The sequence below is a fragment of the Sulfitobacter delicatus genome (assembly GCF_900102535.1).
Classification (GTDB): Bacteria; Pseudomonadota; Alphaproteobacteria; order Rhodobacterales; family Rhodobacteraceae; genus Sulfitobacter; species Sulfitobacter delicatus.
In genome coordinates this window covers 47,148-65,877 of record NZ_FNBP01000004.1, presented here as the reverse complement: position 1 = coordinate 65,877, position 18,730 = coordinate 47,148, and the positions used below count along the sequence as shown (strand labels likewise).

The window sequence follows — 18,730 nt, the reverse complement described above, 5'->3', positions numbered from 1 at the left end:
GGTACCTACCAACGCGAGACCAGCGCCCGCAGGACGAAATGGCGACGCGGGTCTGGCAAAGCGGCTTCCGAGACTTTTTCGGGATGCGCGGCCGCCGCCTTTAGCACTGGTCCGGCATGAGCGGCGGGCAGAAGGGCCGCTCGTGCGGCGGTGGGGATCTTGCCCCGTTTAGCGCGGGCGGATTGCAGTTTGCCGAGCGCTCCTTCAGCGAGACTGGCCACCCCTTGTGGCGTCCCATTCAGCAAAGGCACCCGCCCCGCTTCCACCAACGTCGGTATCGCGCAGAGCCATGCGGCGATGCCCGTGCCAAAGGCCGCATCGCGCACCACGGTCTCGTCTGTCGCGCCCAAGCGGCGCGCCGCGACCCACATCAAATGCCCGGCGGTCTGGTCGATGTAGCGCTCGAAATGGCCTTCGTCCTCAAAGGGGGCTTTGTAGATGTCCCAACGCCGTGCGGCGACGAGTTCATCTAGCAGGCGGGCGTCCTCGGGCGTGATCACACGGGCGAGCGGTGTGGTGACTTCGTGGCGCCGCACGGGCTTGCCTTCGGCAATTTCCTCAAGCGCGTCGCGCCACCATTGCAGGCGCATCTCGGCAATCATCGCCTCTTGCGTCACCCAAGGCGCGCGCGCCACTTCGACATTGAAGGCATAAAGCGGAAACAGCAGCTTACGCGTCTCCACGGGGGCGGCCATCGCGGCGCGAAAGCGCCATGGATCGGCGCGCTCTACAAGAGCGGCGCAGGCGTTGAGCTCGGCGTCAAAACTCATTTGGGGCGGGCGACTGTCAGCAGATAGCCGAACTCATCACGGTGCTCGCGCCAACAAGCGATTTCGGCCTCAGTGGCATCCAGAACCTCGGCCAGCGGGCCCTCGGCACCGGGGCGCAGGCGTTCGATGCGGGCCTCCAGCGGGGCGTAGTAGTTCTCCCAAGCCGCGTCGGACAGCAGCCGGGTGGCGATCACTTCGTAGCCAGCAGCCTCAACCCGTTCCTCGATCCCTGCGCCATCGCTCATGGCGGGGTATTCGGCCCATTGCGCGCGGGCCGCTTCGGATGGGTTGTCCGTCAGCCAGCAAGGCTCCGAGAAAGCCACGACACCCCCCTCGCGCAGCGATTTGCGCCAGCGGGTCAGCGCTTTGGTCACGCCAAGGAAATAGACCGCCCCGGCACACCAGATCAGGTCGTATTCATTGGCGATCACGGCCATATCGGCGCGCAGCAGGGTGACGTTTGCATCCGCCACGAAACGCCCGCGCGCGGTGTCGACGAAATGCGCTGTGGTGTCGAATGCCGTGACGTGGCCTTGCGGCAGCGCGGCGCGCAGGGCGCCGATGTCACTGCCCGGCCCGCAGGCGACGTCGGCAATCTCGGCCCGCGCAGGCAGGTCGACCTGCTCCACGGCCCAGGCCACATCGGCAGGCTCGCCCGGCCCTTCGCGTGGCAGGTCGCGGTGCAGGGTGAAAAAGGCTGTCATATCGTCCGTCATTGCGCGCGGTCCCGGATCAGTTTCCAACGAATTGCATCAAGCAGCGCCTCAAAGGAAGCATCAAGTATGTTTGCGCTGACCCCTACGGTGGACCAGCGCCGCCCCTGCCCGTCTTCGCTGTCGATGATGACGCGGGTGGTGGCTTCGGTGCCGCCTTGAGTGATGCGCACTTTGAAGTCAACCAGACGCATGTCATCGAGCAGGCTGCTGTATTTGCCGAGGTCTTTGACCAGCGCTTTGGACAACGCGTTGACCGGGCCACGGTCCGCGCCGTCCTCATCGAGAGACTCCGAGACCGAGAGGCGTTTTTCGCCGTCGACCTCAACCACTACAACCGCTTCCGACAGGCTGACCATCCGCCCTTCGGCATTGCGGCGGCGCTCGACCGTGACCCGGTAACGCTCGACTTCGAACAGCTGGGGGAGTTGGCCCATGACGTCGCGGGCGAGCAGTTCAAAGCTGGCCTGCGCGGTGTCATAGGCATAGCCCTGCGCCTCGCGGTCTTTCACGACTTCGAGGATCCGGCCCAGAGCCGGATCGCCCTTCTCTACCGCCAGCCCGGCATCGCTCAAGCGTTTGCGCAGGTTGGACTGCCCGGCTTGGTTCGACATCGGGATGATGCGGGCATTGCCGACCAGCGCGGGGTCGATATGCTCGTAGGTGCTGGGGTCTTTGGCGATGGCCGAGGCGTGCAGCCCCGCCTTATGGGCAAAAGCCGAGGAACCGACAAAACCGGCTTGTTTCATCGGCACCCGGTTCAGGATTTCGTCAAGCATCCTACTGGTGCGGGTCAAACCGCGCAGCGCGTCGTGGGTGACGCCGATTTCATAGCGGCTGGCGTAGGGTTCTTTCAGCAGCAAGATCGGGATCAGCGTCGTGAGGTTTGCATTGCCGCAACGCTCGCCCAGCCCGTTTAGCGTGCCTTGGATCTGGCGCACGCCTGCGTCGACAGCGGCCAGCGAGCACGCCACGGCGTTCTCGGTATCGTCATGGGTGTGGATGCCAAGCCGGTCACCGGGGATGCCTGCTTCTATGACCGCACGCGTGATCTCGGCAAGTTCCGCAGGCAGCGTGCCGCCGTTGGTGTCGCATAGGACGATCCAGCGCGCGCCGGCGTCAAAGGCGGCGCGGATGGTGGTGAGCGCGTAATCGGGGTTTGCCTTGTAGCCGTCAAAGAAATGTTCCGCATCAAACAACGCTTCGCGCCCTTGGGCGACCAGATGGGCGATAGATTTGGCGATGTTGTCGGTGTTTTCCTCCAGCGTGATGCCGAGGGCGGTTTTGACGTGGAAGTCATGGGCCTTGCCCACGATACAGACCGATTTGGTGCCCGCGTTCAGCACGGCGGCGAGGACGTCGTCATTTTCCGCTGACATGCCAGCGCGTTTGGTCATGCCAAAGGCGGTAAGCCGAGCCTGCGTGTCGGGCGCCGCGTCGAAGAAGGCGCTGTCGGTCGGGTTGGCGCCGGGCCAGCCGCCTTCGATGTAGTCCACCCCGAGCGCGTCGAGGGCGCTGGCGATCTGGCGTTTTTCATCGGTTGAGAATTGCACGCCTTGGGTCTGTTGCCCATCGCGGAGGGTGGTATCGTAGAGAGAGAGGCGTTCGCGGGTCATAGGCTGGCCCCGGGCTGACCGGCCTCACAGAAGGCGCGAAGGTGCCATGCCTGACCTCGGGAGGGCCGTGACGCTTGGGGCGACCGGTAATTCATGGCACTCTGATCACACCGGGCGTGACGGATGTTGCAGTATGCCCTCCCGTGGGGGAGGTCGGGCATGGCGCGTGCGCGCCGGGAAGCGGTTGCAGTCGCGGTCATAATACACCGTCCAATCTGCTGCGATCGAAACCGGGCGGCGGGGTTAGCTTCACGCCGTCCTTGCTCATCTGCACTTCGATACCCACCGAGGTCAGCGCCTTTTTGATCCGGTCGACTTCGGCAAAATCCTTGGTCTCCATCGCCGTGGCGCGGGCATCGCTGAGGAAGGCCTCGACATCGGTGAGGTCAAGCGCCTGTACCGCCGCCCATTCGGGGATGAGTTCGCCCATCAGCCCCAGAAGCGAGAGCGCGCCGCGCAGGCCGGCCGTATCGCCTGCGTTCGACAGGCGGTGACATTCGGTCAGCGCGCCGTGGGTGTTCAGGTCATCCGCCAGAAGCGCCACCAAATCCGCGCTAGGCGTAGCGTTCTCAGCCTCAGCGGCCTGCAAATACCACTTGCGCAACGTCTTCTCAGCCTCGTCGCGCTTTTTCTCCGTCCAATCCATCGGCTTGCGGTAATGTGTGCTCAGCATCACGAAACGGATCACCTCGCCCGGCACGCCTTGATCCAGCAAATCGCGCACAGTGAAGAAGTTGCCCAGAGACTTGGACATCTTCTTGCCCTCAACCTGCAGCATCTCATTATGCAGCCAGTAGTTCGCAAAACCATGGCCCGCGCATTTCGACTGGGCGATCTCATTTTCATGATGCGGAAATTGCAGATCGATGCCACCACCGTGGATGTCGAACCGCTCGCCCAAAAGATCATGCGCCATGGCAGAACATTCGATGTGCCAGCCCGGACGGCCCTGCCCCCACGGCGATTCCCAACCCGGCGTGCCTTCGTCCGACGGTTTCCACAGAACGAAATCCATCGGGTCTTCTTTGTAAGGGGCCACCTCAACCCGCGCCCCGGCGATCATATCATCGACCGACCGCCCCGACAGCGCGCCATACTCAGTATATTTGCGCACCCGGAACAGCACATGGCCCTCGGCCTCATAGGCGTACCCGTCTTCGATCAGCCCGCGGATCATGGCGACCATTTGCGGCACATATTGCGTGGCGCGGGGCATGTGGTCAGGCTCCAGCGCACCGACGGCGGCCATGTCGTCGAGATACCACTGGGTCGTCTCGGCTGTGATCTCGCCAATGCTGCGGCCACTTTCAGCGGCGCGTGCGTTGATCTTGTCGTCCACGTCGGTGAAATTGCGCACATAGGTGACGTGCTGCGGGCCATAGACATGGCGCAGCAAGCGGTAGAGCACGTCGAAAACGATCACAGGCCGTGCGTTGCCCAGATGCGCGCGGTCGTAAACCGTGGGGCCGCAGACATACATGCGCACGTTATCGGGGTCGATCGGTGTGAACACCTCTTTGCGGCGGGTGGCGGTGTTGTGCAGCTTGATCGTCAGATCACGGGTCTCGTCACGGGTCATTGGGCAGGCGTCCTTGCGCGGGTGTGACGCGGGCTTGGCATAGTTTTGTCAGAATGGGAATGACGTGAACAGCGGCCCGCGAGAATGTCTCAGCGGGTAATGCAGCAAATAAGGGGCGTTGCAGTGTTCATAGGAGGCTTGTAGCAAGCCCGGCCCCGTCCGCCAAGCCCCACGTGGCCTTCGATTTGCGCGAGGGACCACGAGTTGGGAAAAACAAAAAAGCCGGCCTCCTTTCGGAAGCCGGCCTTGGAGTTTCGCGAGATGTCCCGCAAAAACTGCTTAGAAGCGCATGGAACCGCGCAGCGAGATGGTTGTCGCGTCCAGGTCGTCGCCTGTGCCACCAACATCGTCAAACTTGTGCTGCAGCACTTCACCGCCAACGGTGTACTGCTCGGTCACTTTGTAAGTAACACCCAGACCCGCGAAGGAGCCGGATTCGTCACCAACGCTGGTGTCGGCTTGAGCCGCACCGGCTGTTGCATAAACCAGCGTGTTGCCGAAGTCGTAACCGGCTTTCAGCTTGGCACGTGCAACGGAGTCTACGTTTGCAGCACCGCCACCGAGTTCGATGTCAGTTTTGTCATAGTCCAGTTCACCACCCAGCACGAATGTACCGAAGTCGTAATCGTAACCGGCGTGCACACCGTAAGAGGCGTCGTCACCGTCCAGAGCGCCGGAATCGCTTTCAATGTCGGTCTGGCCGACCTGCAAACCGCCGTAGAACCCGGTCCAGTCACCGCCGGTCGCGACAGGTGTCGGCGCGGGGGTGTAGACAGGTGCTTCTACTGTGGTGTCCTGCAGCGAACCCGCTGTTGCAACACCGGCGAGGGCACCGGATGCGATCAGGGCAATGCTGGCGATTTTTGTAGTGCGTTTCATGTTCTGCTCCTTAATTACAGTAGATCGCCTACGCCCATTGGCGCAGGGTCACTCACGCAACGCCTCATGTAGGTTCGGGTTTCAGGAAATTCACTTCACGGAATTGCGATCAGCGTTTTGTCGCACATTTGCAACATGAGGCAGGCTGAGCCCTGCTCATAGAGAGTGCTGATCAATAGAATTAGCTTGCATTCTCCACCACAGTCCGTTGCCGCGCCCCATTTCGGAAACTTCAACAAAAAGGGTCCGCACCTTTCGGTACGGACCCGCCAGCGTCAATACAGACGCCAGTTCAAGCTGGAAGTACAGCTTACTCTTCTGCAGGTGCTTCAGGCATCAAGCCGGCTTCTGTCGCCCCCTGAACCTCGGCGTCGTCGAGCGCGCCGTCCGCATTGAGATCCATCATCGAAAACTGCTCGGCTGTGACATCGGGATAGACGGTCTGGACCTCGGTCACGCTCAGCATGCCATCGCCATTGGCATCAACCTCCACGGCGGCCTCATTGGCGAGGGCGAAGGAGGGCACGGCAAGGGTGGCTGCAACGAGGGCGGCGGTCTTGGTCAGTCGTGTCATTTGGATACTCCGTTTTTTCGTTGGTTAGGCGAAGGCCATTTGCGCCTTCACTAGGTTAGATGCACGAGACGGCCATCGCGTCCCGCCGGGAATTCCGCTGGCGGGGGTCTGCCGATCTCGCCTCTTTGGCTGGGCGAGTGCCTGCCTAACCTGCGGTTGGGCGGTCTTTCCCACGGGTTCGGGTCTGGATACGCATTAGAAAAAGCCCATTCTGCGCGCAAATTATAACGAGAGGCAGAAATGGCATCAGACCAACCAGACCCGCTTTCCCCCATATGGCCCCAGTTGCGCCGCCGCGCGAGACGGCTGTGCAACTCGGCTGAAGAGGCCGAAGACCTGCTTCAGGAAACCGCCATGCGCTTGATGCAGGCTCTTCGGGACGGGGCGGTGATCGACGCGCCGGACCGCTATGCCATGATCACGCTGCACAACCTGGCCCGGCAAAGCTGGAGACAGCGCCGCGAGCTTGAAGAACTCACCGAAGACACCCTGCTGACACCACCCGCGGCCCCTGCCCGACTGGCCTGTGCCGAGTTACAGGCGGCCATTGCGCGGCTCCCAGCTGATCAATTGCACCTGATGCAGTTGGTCCAGAAAGGGGAAAGCAGCCCCCGCGTCCTTGCCACGCTCACAGGCTTGCCCGTTGGCACTGTTATGTCCCGCCTTGCCCGCGCGCGGGCCCGCCTGCGCAGTGAGATGGACATGACGGCAGAGACACCCGTCAGCGATCTGTTGTGACTTAACCAAACAGCGCAGAAGTCCGGCTTGCTTTATGCAATAAAGCGTTATCTCCTTGATGTGGCAGACTTAAGGAGCAGGCCCCGGTTTATGTCTTGGATCACGACCCATCTGGAAATTGTCATTATCGTGGTGCTGACGCTGTTGGCTGCGATTGTGATCTTGCAGCAGCGCCGTACACCGCAATCCACGGCAGCTTGGTTGCTGTTTATCATCGTGCTGCCTTGGGTCGCGGTGCCGCTGTTCTTGGGTCTTGGCTTTCGCAAACATGCCTCGCGCTACGCGCCGGTGCATTTCCTTAAAGGAGACACCGGCGGCCCGCCGCCGCGCCCGGTGCATACCCTAGACGTAACGCTGCAGCACTTCGGACTGCCCGCGGCCGCACCGGGGCAAGACCTGCGTCTGCTGGGCGATCCGGTGGCCGCGCATGAGGCGGTCATGGCTCTGATTGCCGGGGCGGAAAAGACCATCGACGCACTGTTCTATATCGTCGGCAATGACGACACTGGACGCGCCTTTGTCGACGGCCTGACCGAGCGGGCCAAGGCCGGGGTCAAAGTCCGTCTGCTGATGGACCGGCTCGGCACCTTTCGCGGCCCGCCTGCCGCCCTGCGCCGCCTGCGCGCGGCAGGGGGTGAAGTGCGCTTTTATTCGCCTTTGCTGCAAATCCCCGGTTCCGGCCACCTGAACCTGCGCAACCACCGTAAAATGATCATCGCTGATGACGCCCGTGTCTTCTCTGGCGGTATGAACATCGGTGCGCATTACCTCGGGGCCGTAGCGCGCGAGGATGGCTGGGCCGATCTAGCCTATCTGCTCGAAGGTCGGGCGGTCCAGAGCTTTGGCGATGTCTTCCGCTCGGATTGGGAAGTGGCCAGCGGCGAGCGGCTTGATCCAGCGCCGTCTGTTCCCGCCCATACCGGGGGGAACGCCACTGTCCAACTGGTCCCCTCCGGCCCTGACATCTCGGAGGACCCGCTGCATGATGGCCTGATCCGCGCAGTGCATCTGGCCGAGTCGCGTATCTGGCTTGTCACCCCCTATTTTGTGCCCACCGAAGCCCTGGGGGCTGCGCTGACCACGGCGGCGCGGCGTGGTGTGGATGTGCGGGTCTTGGTGCCTGAGCGCTCGAACCAACGGCTCGCCGATTTCGCCCGCGGTGCCTATCTGCGCGATCTGCACGAAGCAGGCGGCCATATCCTCTACTACCAGCCGGGCATGATCCACGCGAAGGCTGGCATTATCGACGACATCGGGCTCGTCGGCACTGCCAATTTCGACGTGCGCAGCATGTTGTTGAATTTCGAGATTACGCTTTTTGTCTATGATGCAGGCACCGTGGCCAAGCTGCATGACTGGTTTGAGCATCTGTCAGAGCATTGTGCTATGGAGAAGCCGCCCACCGGCATGTTCCGCAAAGTCGCCGAGGGCCTGTTCCGACTGGGAGCGCCAGTGCTATGATCCCTGCCAAAGCCCCCCAAACGCTGCGCGTCGTCAGCTATAACATCCGCAAGGCAATGGGCACGGACCGTCGCCGCGACCCTGAGCGGATCATGCGTATTATCCGTGGCCTACATGCCGACGTTGTGGTCCTTCAAGAAGCCGACCGCCGCCGCGCGCCGCGGCCCTCGGCCCTGCCGCTCGACAAGGTTCAGGAGGTCACTGGCTTGCGTCCGGTGCCGACACCGAACGACATCAGCATTGGCTGGCATGGCAACGCCGTTCTGGTGCGCCCGTCCGCAGAGGTCGACAACGTCGACCATCTCACGCTGCCGGGGGTTGAGCCCCGTGGTGCTATGGTTGCCGACTTGCACCTCAGCGGGCGGCAACTCCGGGTCATTGCCTCGCATCTCGGCCTGCTGCGTCCTTCGCGCAAAGAGCAGTTGAGCGCGATGATCGCGCATCTCGACGACTGTGACGCATGCCCCACATTGATTGCCGGGGACCTTAACGAATGGTCGCAAAAGGTTGGGCTGGGCCGCTTGGCAAAACGGTTCACAATCCACGCGCCGGGCAAGAGCTACCACGCGCGGATGCCGGTTGCCTTTCTGGACCGGATCGCGCTGGATCAGCATCTAGAGGTGCGACAGGGCGGCGTCGTCGAGACCGCGCAGACGCGACAGGCGTCGGACCATCTGCCTATCTGGCTGGACGTGGCTTACCGGTAAGCGCTGAGCCCCGCTGCGAAAGCTTTACTTACGTTCATCCCCATCCGTCTTAATTTCGGGGTCATTGTAGTCGTTCGGATCAAAGTCGTCGGGGTCATAGGCCTCCTCGTCTTCCGCAATGCCGGTGACATGCGTGGTCCCAGTCTCTTCGTCATAGACCAGCCCGTAGGTCGCCTTACCTTCGGATTTATACCGCAGGTATTCGTGGATTCCCGCATAGATGAAGATCAGCATGATGGGCAGCAAGATCAGGGCGGCGATCAGTTGGGGGTCCATGGAATGGCTCCTTGGCGCGTTTGGTTAAGGCCGACACCTGCAAAGTTCGCTGGCGGCGCCTCAGGTTGGTCTGGGTTCCTGACAACAGATGGCACCTCAGGGCGCAGCGTCAACCACCTGCGATCTTTAGGCGATGCAGCAAGACTAGCAGATAGCGGTGTGGTGACACGGAAAAAGACGGGGCCGAAGCCCCGCCTGAAGTTTCGCCGCTCAGGCTCAATCGTTGACCGCTCGCTGTCTCTGCCTGTGGCCTAAGCGCCGTCTAGAGGCGAGCGCACCCGCCCCCTGTCTGGATTTCGGCGGGGCGGGCCTGATGGCCCTGCCCCTTCACACCCCTCGCGGGGCGCGTTCTGTTAGCTACAGCCGCTGGTGCCGCCGCAGGTGTTGCACTTCATGCAGGTGCCGTTACGCACCAGTGTGTAGTTGCCGCATTCCCCACAAGCCTCGCCCTCATAGCCCTGCATCTTGGCCTTGGCCCGGGCATCGATGCTCACGGCGCCGGAACTGACAGAGGTCGAGGATTTCACTGCCACTGCCATGTCACCACTGCCGCTTACTTCCGGCACGAGGGTTTCCAGCGCAACGCTTGCGTCCACACTTTGCCCGCCTTGCAACACGACCAGTTCTTGCGGAAGACGGTTACGCAGATAGCCGCTGGAGCTGATTTGCTTCAACACTTCCAAAGACTTATTGGCCGCAGTTTCGCTCAGTTCACTGACATTGGCGAGGTTCTCTTCTTCGCCGCGGCCGAGATCATCAAAGGTCGCGCCCTCAGGTTTCACATGCGCGAGATCGGTCCGGTCGAGGTAAGAGACGGCCAATTCGCGGAACACATAGTCAAGGATCGAGGTCGCCTGCTTGATGCTGTCATTGCCCTGCACCATGCCCGCAGGCTCGAATTTGGTGAAGGTGAAGGCGTCAACGAACTCTTCCAGCGGTACGCCGTATTGCAGACCGACCGACACCGCGATGGCAAAGTTATTCATCATCGCCCGGAAGCCCGCGCCTTCCTTGTGCATGTCGATGAAGATCTCACCCAGCTTGCCGTCTTCATACTCGCCGGTGCGCAGATAGACCTTGTGTCCGCCCACATTCGCCTTTTGGGTATAACCCTTGCGGCGCTGTGGCATCTTCTCGCGGTGCGATTTAATGATCTCTTTGACGATCACCTTTTCGACGATCTTTTCGGCCAGTACGGCGGCCTTCTCATGCGGCGAGCCTGATTCCAGCGTCTCGGCGGCATCTTCGTCGTCTTCGACGAGGGCAGCGGCCAGAGGCTGGCTGAGTTTCGAGCCATCGCGGTAGAGCGCATTGGCCTTGATGCCGAGCGACCAGCTCAGTTCGTACGCCTTCTGGCAATCCTCGATCGTCGCGTCATTCGGCATGTTGATCGTCTTTGAGATCGCCCCCGAGATGAAGCTTTGCGCCGCTGCCATCATGTAGATGTGGCTGTTGACCGAGAGGTAGCGCTTGCCCTTTTTGCCGCAGGGGTTGGCGCAGTCGAAGATGCCATAGTGCTCTTCGCGCAGATGTGGCGCGCCTTCGAGCGTCATGGTGCCGCAGACGTGGTCATTGGCCGCTTCGATATCCGCCTTGCTGAAGCCCAGCGAGCGCAGCAGGTCGAAGGTCGGGTCGTTCAGCTTTTCGGTCGGGATGCCCAAGACCTGCGTGCAGAACTCCTCGCCCAGCGTCCACTGGTTAAAGACAAAGCGGATATCAAACGCCTGCTTCAGCGCCGCATCGACCTTGGCCAACTCATTGGCGCCAAAACCGTGGCCCGCCAGCGTCGTATGGTTGATCGCAGGCGCATTGCCGATGGTGCCGTGGCCCACCGCGTAGCCGACGATCTCTTCGATCTGGGCCGACCCATATCCGAGCTTTTCGAGCGCCGCTGGCACCGATTGGTTGATGATCTTGAAGTAGCCACCACCTGCGAGTTTCTTGAACTTCACCAGCGCAAAGTCCGGCTCGATCCCCGTGGTGTCGCAGTCCATGACCAGACCGATGGTCCCGGTGGGCGCGATAACGGACGTCTGCGCGTTGCGGTAGCCATGGGCTTCGCCGAGTTTCAGCGCTTCGTCCCAGCAGGATTTGGCGATATCCACCAACCCGGCCTGCGGGCAGTTGGCGTGATCGAGCGGCACTGGCTTAACGGAGAGCTGCTCATAGCCATCGGCCTTGCCATAGGCGGCTGTGCGGTGGTTGCGGATGACGCGCAGCATGTGCTCGGCGTTCTTTGCGTAACCCGGGAAGGCCCCCAACTCGCCCGCCATCTCGGCGGATGTCGCATAGGCCACACCGGTCATGATCGCGGTCAAGGCACCGCCGAGTGCGCGGCCCTCGTCACTGTCATAGGAATAGCCCATATTCATCAGCAGCCCGCCGATGTTCGCATAGCCCAGACCCAGCGTGCGGAAGTCATAGGACCGCTGCGCAATTTCCTTGGACGGGAACTGCGCCATCATCACCGAGATTTCCAGCGTCACGGTCCAAAGGCGCGAGGCGTGCATATAGTCGTCGACTTGGAACTCGCCGTCCTTGAGGAAGGTCAGCAGGTTCATCGAAGCGAGGTTACAGGCCGTGTCGTCGAGGAACATATACTCGGAGCAGGGGTTCGAGCCGCGGATCGCGCCGTCTTCGGGGCAAGTGTGCCAGTCGTTAACGGTGTCGTGGTACTGGATGCCCGGATCGGCGCAGGCCCAAGCGGCGTGGCCGACTTGATCCCAGAGGTCACGCGCCCGGATGGTCTTGGTCACGCGGTTCTCGGTGCGGCTGATCAGCTCCCAGTCGGCGTCTTTTTCGACGGCCTTGAGGAAGGCATTGGTCACCCGGATCGAGTTGTTCGAGTTCTGGCCAGAGACCGAGTTATAGGCTTCCGAATCCCAGTCGGTGTCATAGGTCGGGAATTCGATGGAGGTGTGGCCCTGCTTGGCATAGTCCAAGACACGCTTGACATAAGTCTCGGGGATCGCGACCTTTTTGGCCTCGCGGATCGCCTGTTTCAACTGGTCGTTCTTGGCCGGATCATAAGCGTCTTCGGCCACGCCGTCCCATGCTTTGATCGCGTCAAAGAGCAGGTTCAGCTTCTGCTCGTGCATCTTGGAGCCAGCCACGATGCTCGCGACCTTTTGCTCTTCAAGCACCTTCCAGTTGATGAAGTCCTGAATATCGGGGTGGTCGGCGTCGACGATCACCATTTTGGCTGCGCGGCGGGTGGTGCCGCCGGATTTGATGGCGCCTGCGGCGCGGTCCCCGATCTTGAGGAACCCCATCAAACCCGACGACTTGCCGCCGCCCGACAGCTTCTCGCCCTCTCCGCGGAGCGATGAAAAGTTAGTGCCTGTGCCTGAGCCGTATTTGAAAAGTCGTGCTTCTCGCACCCAAAGGTCCATGATGCCGCCGTCGCCGACCAGATCGTCACCCACGGACTGGATGAAGCAGGCATGCGGCTGCGGATGCTCATAGGAGGACTTTGAGCGGGTCAGCTTGCCGGTCTTGTAGTCGACATAGTAATGCCCCTGCGCCGGGCCATCGATGCCATACGCCCAATGCAACCCGGTGTTGAACCACTGCGGCGAATTCGGGGCGGCGCGCTGGCTGGCGAGCATGTGACGCATTTCATCGTAGTACGCCTGCGCGTCGTCTTCGGTGGTGAAATAACCACCTTTCCAGCCCCAATAGGCCCAAGCCCCCGCCAGACGGTCGAACACCTGTTTGGACGAGGTCTCGCCGCCCATCTCCGCGCCCTCGGCTGGCACCGAGCGCCACAGGAACTCTGGCACGCCTTTTTCTTTCACTTTGCGCGTCTCGCTTGGCACACCGGCCTTGCGGAAGTATTTCTGCGCGATCACATCGCTGGCAACTTGGCTCCAAGCCTTGGGGACTTCGACGTTGTCGAGTTTGAACACCACCGACCCATCGGGATTGCGAATCTCAGACACCGTGGTGACAAAGTCCAAATCCGCATAGGCGTCCTGCCCGACCGTGGTAAATTTCCGTTCAATTTTCATCGTCGCTGCCCCATATCCAGCATTTGCAAAATCCGAGCCAACCTGCCCAACACGGGCTGCCTCGCCTCAATATTCTTCGGGCGCAAGAAACTGGCGCATTGCCCGGCCCTGCCCGACAACGGTCGTTCCGTTGAAACGAAGTGATCGCCTACCCTGTCCCTGTGCCGAGATGTGCCTTTGAGCGTTAACCACTACATATTGTGGCGATATCGTCGACCTCCACAAACTGACGTATGTCGCCCTATTGGGTCAACGGTTTTTTTACGAATTATTCGCCAAGTTTTGGTTGACCCAAGAGGTATTTTACGCGCCGTCACGTTAACCGTGATTCAGTCCCCGGATATCCCCAGAGATACCCGCAGGCGGCGATTTCGGACTGGACAGCAAATAATCGAATAGCTTGGCAGAGTTAGTCATTCAGAGGGACGCTGACGCGAAAACCATCCACAGCGCGGAGTGATTCAGGGCGCGGACTTGCCTATTCCGACAGCAGGATGACAATTATTGAGCCGGAAACCGCCCTTCGCACTGACTGGCGATAGAAACGCGACAGAATCGTCACGGTTCTTGGCACCTCGACGCAATCTGCTGAGGGGGCTGCGGGACGGAACCACTATATCTAGGGAAAGCAGTCGGCAGACGAACGCGCATTAGACGTGTTCTACTTCACCGAACTGAAAGAAGTGGTCGGAGCGAGAGGATTCGAACCTCCGACCCCCTGTACCCAAAACAGGTGCGCTACCAGGCTGCGCCACGCTCCGACTGCGGCCTCTTTAGCTATATCGCCGGGGATTGAAAAGCCCCGAAACGCGTTAAACCGACGCATTATTTTCCGGCGTCGCAAATTACTGTTCAGCAGGGCCACGCGGGATCGTTAGCCGCAAAGGCCGGGTGCCGGATTTGCGTGCCTTCGGTTATGCCAAGACGCCGGGCCAGACCGCCGTTGATCTCAAGCACAGATAGCAAGCCATCCCCGCCGGGAATCGGCGTCTCGTCCAAGGGTTTCGCAAGATGGTGAATATGCTGCACCACCCCCTGCGGATCGATGAACAGCAAGTCGAGCGGGATCAGCGTGTTGCGCATCCAAAAGCTGAGCGGCTGGGGGCGCTCATAGATGAAGAGCATTCCCGCGCTCATCGGCAGGCTTTCGCGATACATGAGCCCGCGTGACCGCTCGGCTTGGTCATCGGCGATTTCGACTGAGAAACGGGCCGTGCCCCACTCGCCGCGCAGGCTGACAGAATCATCGCGGCAGACGCCAGCGGCGGCCGCAGAGGCCACGAACAGGCTGGCAAAGACCGCTGCCGAGAGTTTCCCCAGTTTCATCGCTCGCGCGTGACGGTTTCCCATGCCCGGACCTCCGCTGCCAAATGGCCCCGATCCCCGTTAACCACCCGCATGGCCAATGCTTCCCCCGCCTGCAGATCTGCCAGGCCAGATTGGCGCAGGACATCTATATGGAGAAACACATCCTCCTGGCTGCCAAAGACGTTGGCAAAGCCAAAACCCTTCGTCTTGTCGAACCATTTGACCCGGGCAGGCTCCAACGCCATCTGGTCGAGTGTTTCGCGGTCGAAACCCGCGCGTTCAATAACGACGGGCGGCAAATCTTCTGGTGGGGCGATCGACAAAACCTCCGTCACCTGGGCGCCGCGGCTGGTTTCCTGCGTTCGAATTTCGACCCTCGCGCCGTCAGCAATCGAGCCCTGGCCGTAATTCCGCAGGATGTTGATATGAAGCAGGATGTCAGGCCCACCGCTGTCAGCAACAATGAAACCAAAACCCTTGCCGGGATCGAACCATTTGACGGTGCCAGAAAGGGTCTCGTCTCCTGTTTCCGGCGCGGCGTCCTGTATCCCCAACATTTCCATCATTCTTTGTCGTCCTTCAGGGGTTTAACCGAGTGACCTGCCAAGGCGCGTCCGGCCCGGCACGGCGCCATTGAAAGCGGTCGTGGAGGCGAAACTCGCCGTCCGCCCAGAACTCAATTTCCAGCGGTGTGATCCGGTAGCCGCCCCAGAACGGCGGGCGTTTGGGGTTCACCCCATGCTGCGCTGTGACCTTGGCCACTTCCGCCATCAACGCACCGCGCCCCGACAGGGGCTGCGATTGGCGCGAGGCCCAAGCCCCCAGCCGGCTTTTCAGCGACCGGGAGGCAAAATACTCATCGGCTTTCGGCCCGTCCTCGCGGCTCACCAGCCCGCGCACGCGGATCTGCCGCCGAAGCGACTTCCAATGCATGACAAAGGCTGCCTTGCCGGCGCCGTCCAATTCCTGCGCCTTGGCGCTTTCGTAATTGGTGTAGAAAACAAATGCCGCAGGTTCGATTTCTTTAAGAAGCACCATCCGCGCGTTCGGCATACCACTCGCGTCCACAGTGGTCAGGGCAATCGCATTAGGATCATTCGGCTCTGACGCCTCGGCCTCCGTCAGCCATCTTTGTGCGATGGCAAAGGGGTCATCGCCTGCAAAAATCCCCGTTCGCTTCTCCATCGAACACTCCTCCTGCGCCCTCTTCGGGGGCTTCTCGCTCTTTTGCTCGGCCCGATCGAAGCGGACGCGGTCAAGAGAGTCTGTTGTTTTTACACTTAATATCCGCCTCCGGATTAAAGCACAACTGTGGGTGAGCTTGCCAGCGCCTTACCGCGGGCACGGGTCTGCATGTACCATGCCTTACCCCCTTGCAGCCTTGCTGCGGCGCGCGCAATCGCCTAAACCATCGACAACAAAACAGAACATGGACAAGGCGCCGAAATGGGAAACGAATTGATGAAGGGCAAACGCGGGCTGATTATGGGCCTTGCGAATGACAAATCCATCGCCTGGGGCGTGGCCAAGGCGCTTGCAGATGCCGGTGCCGAGCTGGCGTTTTCCTATCAAGGCGAAGCCCTGAAAAAACGCGTCGGTCCACTAGCCGAGCAACTGGGCAGCGACATTGTCCTGCCCTGCGATGTGGGTGACGAAGCCTCTATCGACGCGCTGTTCGACGGGTTGAAAGACCGCTGGGACGGGTTGGACTTCATCGTCCACGCCATTGGCTTTTCCGACAAGGGTGAGCTGCGCGGGCGTTATGTCGACACCAGCCGCGGCAATTTCACCATGTCGATGGATATCTCCGTCTATTCCTTCACCGCCGTGATGCAACGCGCCGAAAAGATGATGTCGCCCGGTGCCAGCGCGCTGACGCTGACCTACTACGGTGCGGAAAAAGTCATGCCGCATTACAATGTCATGGGTGTCGCCAAAGCAGCACTCGAGGCTTCGGTCAAATACCTCGCCGAAGACCTCGGCAAAGACGGCATCCGCGTCAACGCGATCTCTGCCGGGCCGATCAAAACGCTGGCCGCCTCGGGCATCGGCGATTTCCGCTACATTATGAAGTGGAACGAGTACAACTCGCCCCTGCGCCGCAATGTCACCACCGAAGACGTTGGCAAAGCCGCGCTCTTCCTGCTCTCAGATCTGGGCAGCGGCACCACGGGTGAAAACCTGCATGTCGACGCGGGCTATCATGTTGTCGGCATGAAGGCGGTTGACGCGCCGGACATGTCCAAGGAATAACGCGCCTCAAATCCAATTTTGCGCGGACCCCCGCGCCAGCTGCTGCAAAGGAAGATCATGAGCACCCCAAAGGACGCCTCGCGCTTGCCCCACGAAAAGGGCTTTCACATCTCTTGGGATCAGATCCACCGCGACAGCCGTGCGCTGGCATGGCGGCTCGATGGTCTTGGCCCGGACAATGGCGCATGGCGTGCCGTGGTGGCGATCACCCGCGGCGGCATGGCCCCCGCGATGATCGTCGCGCGTGAGTTGGACATCCGCACCGTCGATACGATCTCGGTCATGTCCTACCACTCGGGCGGCGGTGCGGCCGACCAGCGGCGCGAGGCGAAAGTGCTAAAATCCCCCGACGCTGAGATCATGGGCGATGGCACCGGCATCCTGATCGTCGATGATCTCGTCGACAGCGGCAAAACCATCGAACTGGTGCGCGAGCTTTACCCCAACGCCCATTTCGCCACCGTCTATGCCAAACCCGAGGGCGAGCCGCAGGTCGACACCTTTATCACCGGTGTGAGCCAAGACACATGGATCTTCTTCCCATGGGACATGGCCCTGCAATATGTCGAGCCGTACCGCGGCAAGGACTAACGGTCTCTCTCTTTTTAGCCTTAAATATCCACCTGCCCTCTCATCCCGGACTGCCCCATGACGCTTTCGCGCACCGCCACGACCTTCTTCCCCCCGGTGATGGAGGCGCGGCGCTGGCTTGACGGCGTGACCTTCACGCCCGACCGCCCGCTGATCAACGTCAGCCAAGCCGCTCCGGTCGATCCGCCCCCCGAAGCGCTGCGCCGGGCGATGGCCGAGGTTACGCTGAGCAATGACGAAGCGCATCTCTATGGCCCGGTGCTGGGCCTGCCCGAACTGCGCGCCGAACTGGCGCGGCAGACGGCTGAGAAATATGCGGGTGTGGTGACTGACGAACAGGTCTGCATTACCTCGGGCTGCAACCAAGCCTTCGCCGCCGCCATCGCGACACTTTGCGGTGAAGGGGACGAGGTGATTCTGCCGACGCCATGGTACTTCAACCACAAGATGTGGCTCGACATGAGCGGCGTTGCTGCCGTTCCCCTGCCGGTCGAAGCTGACATGCTGCCAGACCCCGCGCGCGCCGAGGCGCTGATCACCCCGCGCACCCGCGCCATCACGCTGATTACGCCAAACAACCCGACGGGCGTCGAATATCCCGCCGCGCTGGTGCAAGCGTTTTTCGACCTCGCCCGCCGCCACGGCATTGCGCTGATCTTGGACGAAACTTACCGCGACTTTCACAGCCGCCCCGGCCCGCCCCATGCGCTCTTCAGCGACCCGGATTGGCACGACACGCTGATCCACCTCTATTCCTTCTCCAAAGCCTACCGTCTCACCGGCCACCGCGTCGGCGCGCTTATCGCCAGCAAGGCGCGGCTGGCCGAGGTCGAGAAATTCCTCGACACCGTGGCAATCTGCCCCGCGCAAATCGGCCAGCATGGTGCCCTCTGGGGCATGCAGAATCTCGGCCCTTGGCTCGCCGGAGAGCGCGAAGAGATCCTCGCCCGCCGTGCGGCGATCTCTGACCTGATGCCCAAGCTTGAACCGCTGGGCTGGGAGTTGCTCGGTCTGGGCGGCTATTTCGCCTATATGCGCCATCCGTTTGACATCTCATCTGCCGATCTCGCCCCGCAGTTGGTGCGCGATGCGGGCGTGCTGTCACTGCCCGGCACGATGTTCACGCCCGAGGGCGACAACAGCGGCGCGGCCCAGTTGCGCATCGCCTTTGCCAACCTTGACGCAGCCGGTCTTACCACCCTTTTCGACAGGCTTGCAGCCCTGCCACGCAACGCATAGACAGGTCCGAAATTAA

17 protein-coding genes and 1 tRNA gene are annotated in these 18,730 nt (G+C 61.2%); 6 read left to right on the top strand and 12 right to left on the bottom strand.

All coding sequences use genetic code 11. The annotated features are described in order from the left end of the window. Positions 1-5 precede the first annotated feature (5 nt). The 6 genes from BLS57_RS08820 to BLS57_RS08795 all read right to left on the bottom strand — a co-directional run bounded on the left by BLS57_RS08820 (position 6) and on the right by BLS57_RS08795 (position 6,131). Positions 6-770 (bottom strand): squalene/phytoene synthase family protein, encoded by a 765-nt coding sequence (locus BLS57_RS08820; protein ID WP_093741343.1) that lies wholly within the window; start codon positions 768-770, stop codon positions 6-8. Continuing rightward, positions 767-1,486 (bottom strand): class I SAM-dependent methyltransferase, encoded by a 720-nt coding sequence (locus BLS57_RS08815; RefSeq protein WP_244153636.1) that lies wholly within the window; start codon positions 1,484-1,486, stop codon positions 767-769. Before BLS57_RS08815 ends, BLS57_RS08820 begins: the two co-directional genes overlap by 4 nt. Continuing rightward, complete coding sequence (gene cimA, locus BLS57_RS08810) at positions 1,483-3,099, bottom strand: citramalate synthase (protein WP_093741339.1); 1,617 nt, start codon at positions 3,097-3,099, stop codon at positions 1,483-1,485. Before cimA ends, BLS57_RS08815 begins: the two co-directional genes overlap by 4 nt. A 196-nt stretch (positions 3,100-3,295) precedes the next feature. Then, complete coding sequence (gene cysS / locus BLS57_RS08805; protein WP_093741337.1) at positions 3,296-4,678, bottom strand: cysteine--tRNA ligase; 1,383 nt, start codon at positions 4,676-4,678, stop codon at positions 3,296-3,298. A gap of 279 nt (positions 4,679-4,957) precedes the next feature. Continuing rightward, the gene (locus BLS57_RS08800; protein ID WP_093741335.1) at positions 4,958-5,557 is read right to left on the bottom strand and encodes an outer membrane protein; all 600 of its coding nucleotides are present in this window, start codon (positions 5,555-5,557) and stop codon (positions 4,958-4,960) included. A 310-nt stretch (positions 5,558-5,867) separates the two neighbouring features. Further along, positions 5,868-6,131, bottom strand: a complete 264-nt coding sequence (locus tag BLS57_RS08795; RefSeq protein ID WP_093741333.1) for an EF-hand domain-containing protein — start codon at positions 6,129-6,131, stop codon at positions 5,868-5,870. 240 nt (positions 6,132-6,371) lie between these two features. Here BLS57_RS08795 and BLS57_RS08790 point away from each other — a divergent pair, with 240 nt between their 5' ends. From BLS57_RS08790 to BLS57_RS08780, 3 genes are all read left to right on the top strand, one after another. Then, on the top strand, positions 6,372-6,869 hold the full coding sequence (locus tag BLS57_RS08790; RefSeq protein ID WP_093741331.1) for an RNA polymerase sigma factor: 498 nt from the start codon (positions 6,372-6,374) through the stop codon (positions 6,867-6,869). A gap of 90 nt (positions 6,870-6,959) precedes the next feature. Then, positions 6,960-8,330 (top strand): phospholipase D-like domain-containing protein, encoded by a 1,371-nt coding sequence (locus BLS57_RS08785; RefSeq protein ID WP_093741330.1) that lies wholly within the window; start codon positions 6,960-6,962, stop codon positions 8,328-8,330. Further along, positions 8,327-9,037 carry an endonuclease/exonuclease/phosphatase family protein gene (locus BLS57_RS08780; protein WP_093741326.1) on the top strand — a complete coding sequence of 237 codons (711 nt, stop codon included), beginning with the start codon at positions 8,327-8,329 and terminating at the stop codon, positions 9,035-9,037. Before BLS57_RS08785 ends, BLS57_RS08780 begins: the two co-directional genes overlap by 4 nt. 24 nt (positions 9,038-9,061) lie before the next feature. Here BLS57_RS08780 and BLS57_RS08775 read toward each other — a convergent pair whose 3' ends face one another. The 6 genes from BLS57_RS08775 to pdxH all read right to left on the bottom strand — a co-directional run bounded on the left by BLS57_RS08775 (position 9,062) and on the right by pdxH (position 15,816). Beyond that, positions 9,062-9,313 (bottom strand): hypothetical protein, encoded by a 252-nt coding sequence (locus tag BLS57_RS08775; RefSeq protein WP_093741324.1) that lies wholly within the window; start codon positions 9,311-9,313, stop codon positions 9,062-9,064. A gap of 353 nt (positions 9,314-9,666) precedes the next feature. Beyond that, entirely contained in the window at positions 9,667-13,323 is a 3,657-nt protein-coding gene (locus tag BLS57_RS08770; protein ID WP_093741322.1) for a vitamin B12-dependent ribonucleotide reductase, read from the bottom strand. 684 nt (positions 13,324-14,007) lie between these two features. Further along, positions 14,008-14,084, bottom strand: a tRNA-Pro gene (locus tag BLS57_RS08765). Between the two features lie 91 nt (positions 14,085-14,175). After that, positions 14,176-14,673: a DUF192 domain-containing protein gene (locus BLS57_RS08760; protein WP_093741320.1), complete on the bottom strand. Its 498-nt coding sequence runs from the start codon at positions 14,671-14,673 to the stop codon at positions 14,176-14,178. Next, positions 14,646-15,197, bottom strand: coding sequence for a cold-shock protein (locus BLS57_RS08755; protein ID WP_425274337.1), 552 nt, complete (start codon positions 15,195-15,197; stop codon positions 14,646-14,648). The genes BLS57_RS08760 and BLS57_RS08755 overlap by 28 nt, the downstream gene beginning before the upstream one ends. A 13-nt stretch (positions 15,198-15,210) precedes the next feature. Continuing rightward, positions 15,211-15,816 carry a pyridoxamine 5'-phosphate oxidase gene (gene pdxH, locus BLS57_RS08750; protein ID WP_093741317.1) on the bottom strand — a complete coding sequence of 202 codons (606 nt, stop codon included), beginning with the start codon at positions 15,814-15,816 and terminating at the stop codon, positions 15,211-15,213. Between the two features lie 261 nt (positions 15,817-16,077). On the opposite strand from pdxH, the gene fabI reads away from it, so the two are divergent. The 3 genes from fabI to BLS57_RS08735 are packed head-to-tail and all read left to right on the top strand — an operon-like array spanning position 16,078 to position 18,714. After that, positions 16,078-16,884 (top strand): enoyl-ACP reductase FabI, encoded by an 807-nt coding sequence (gene fabI / locus BLS57_RS08745; RefSeq protein WP_093741315.1) that lies wholly within the window; start codon positions 16,078-16,080, stop codon positions 16,882-16,884. A gap of 57 nt (positions 16,885-16,941) precedes the next feature. Then, positions 16,942-17,475, top strand: coding sequence for a xanthine phosphoribosyltransferase (gene gpt / locus BLS57_RS08740; protein ID WP_093741313.1), 534 nt, complete (start codon positions 16,942-16,944; stop codon positions 17,473-17,475). Positions 17,476-17,532: 57 nt separating this feature from the next. Continuing rightward, on the top strand, positions 17,533-18,714 hold the full coding sequence (locus BLS57_RS08735) for an aminotransferase (RefSeq protein ID WP_093741311.1): 1,182 nt from the start codon (positions 17,533-17,535) through the stop codon (positions 18,712-18,714). Positions 18,715-18,730 lie beyond the last annotated feature (16 nt).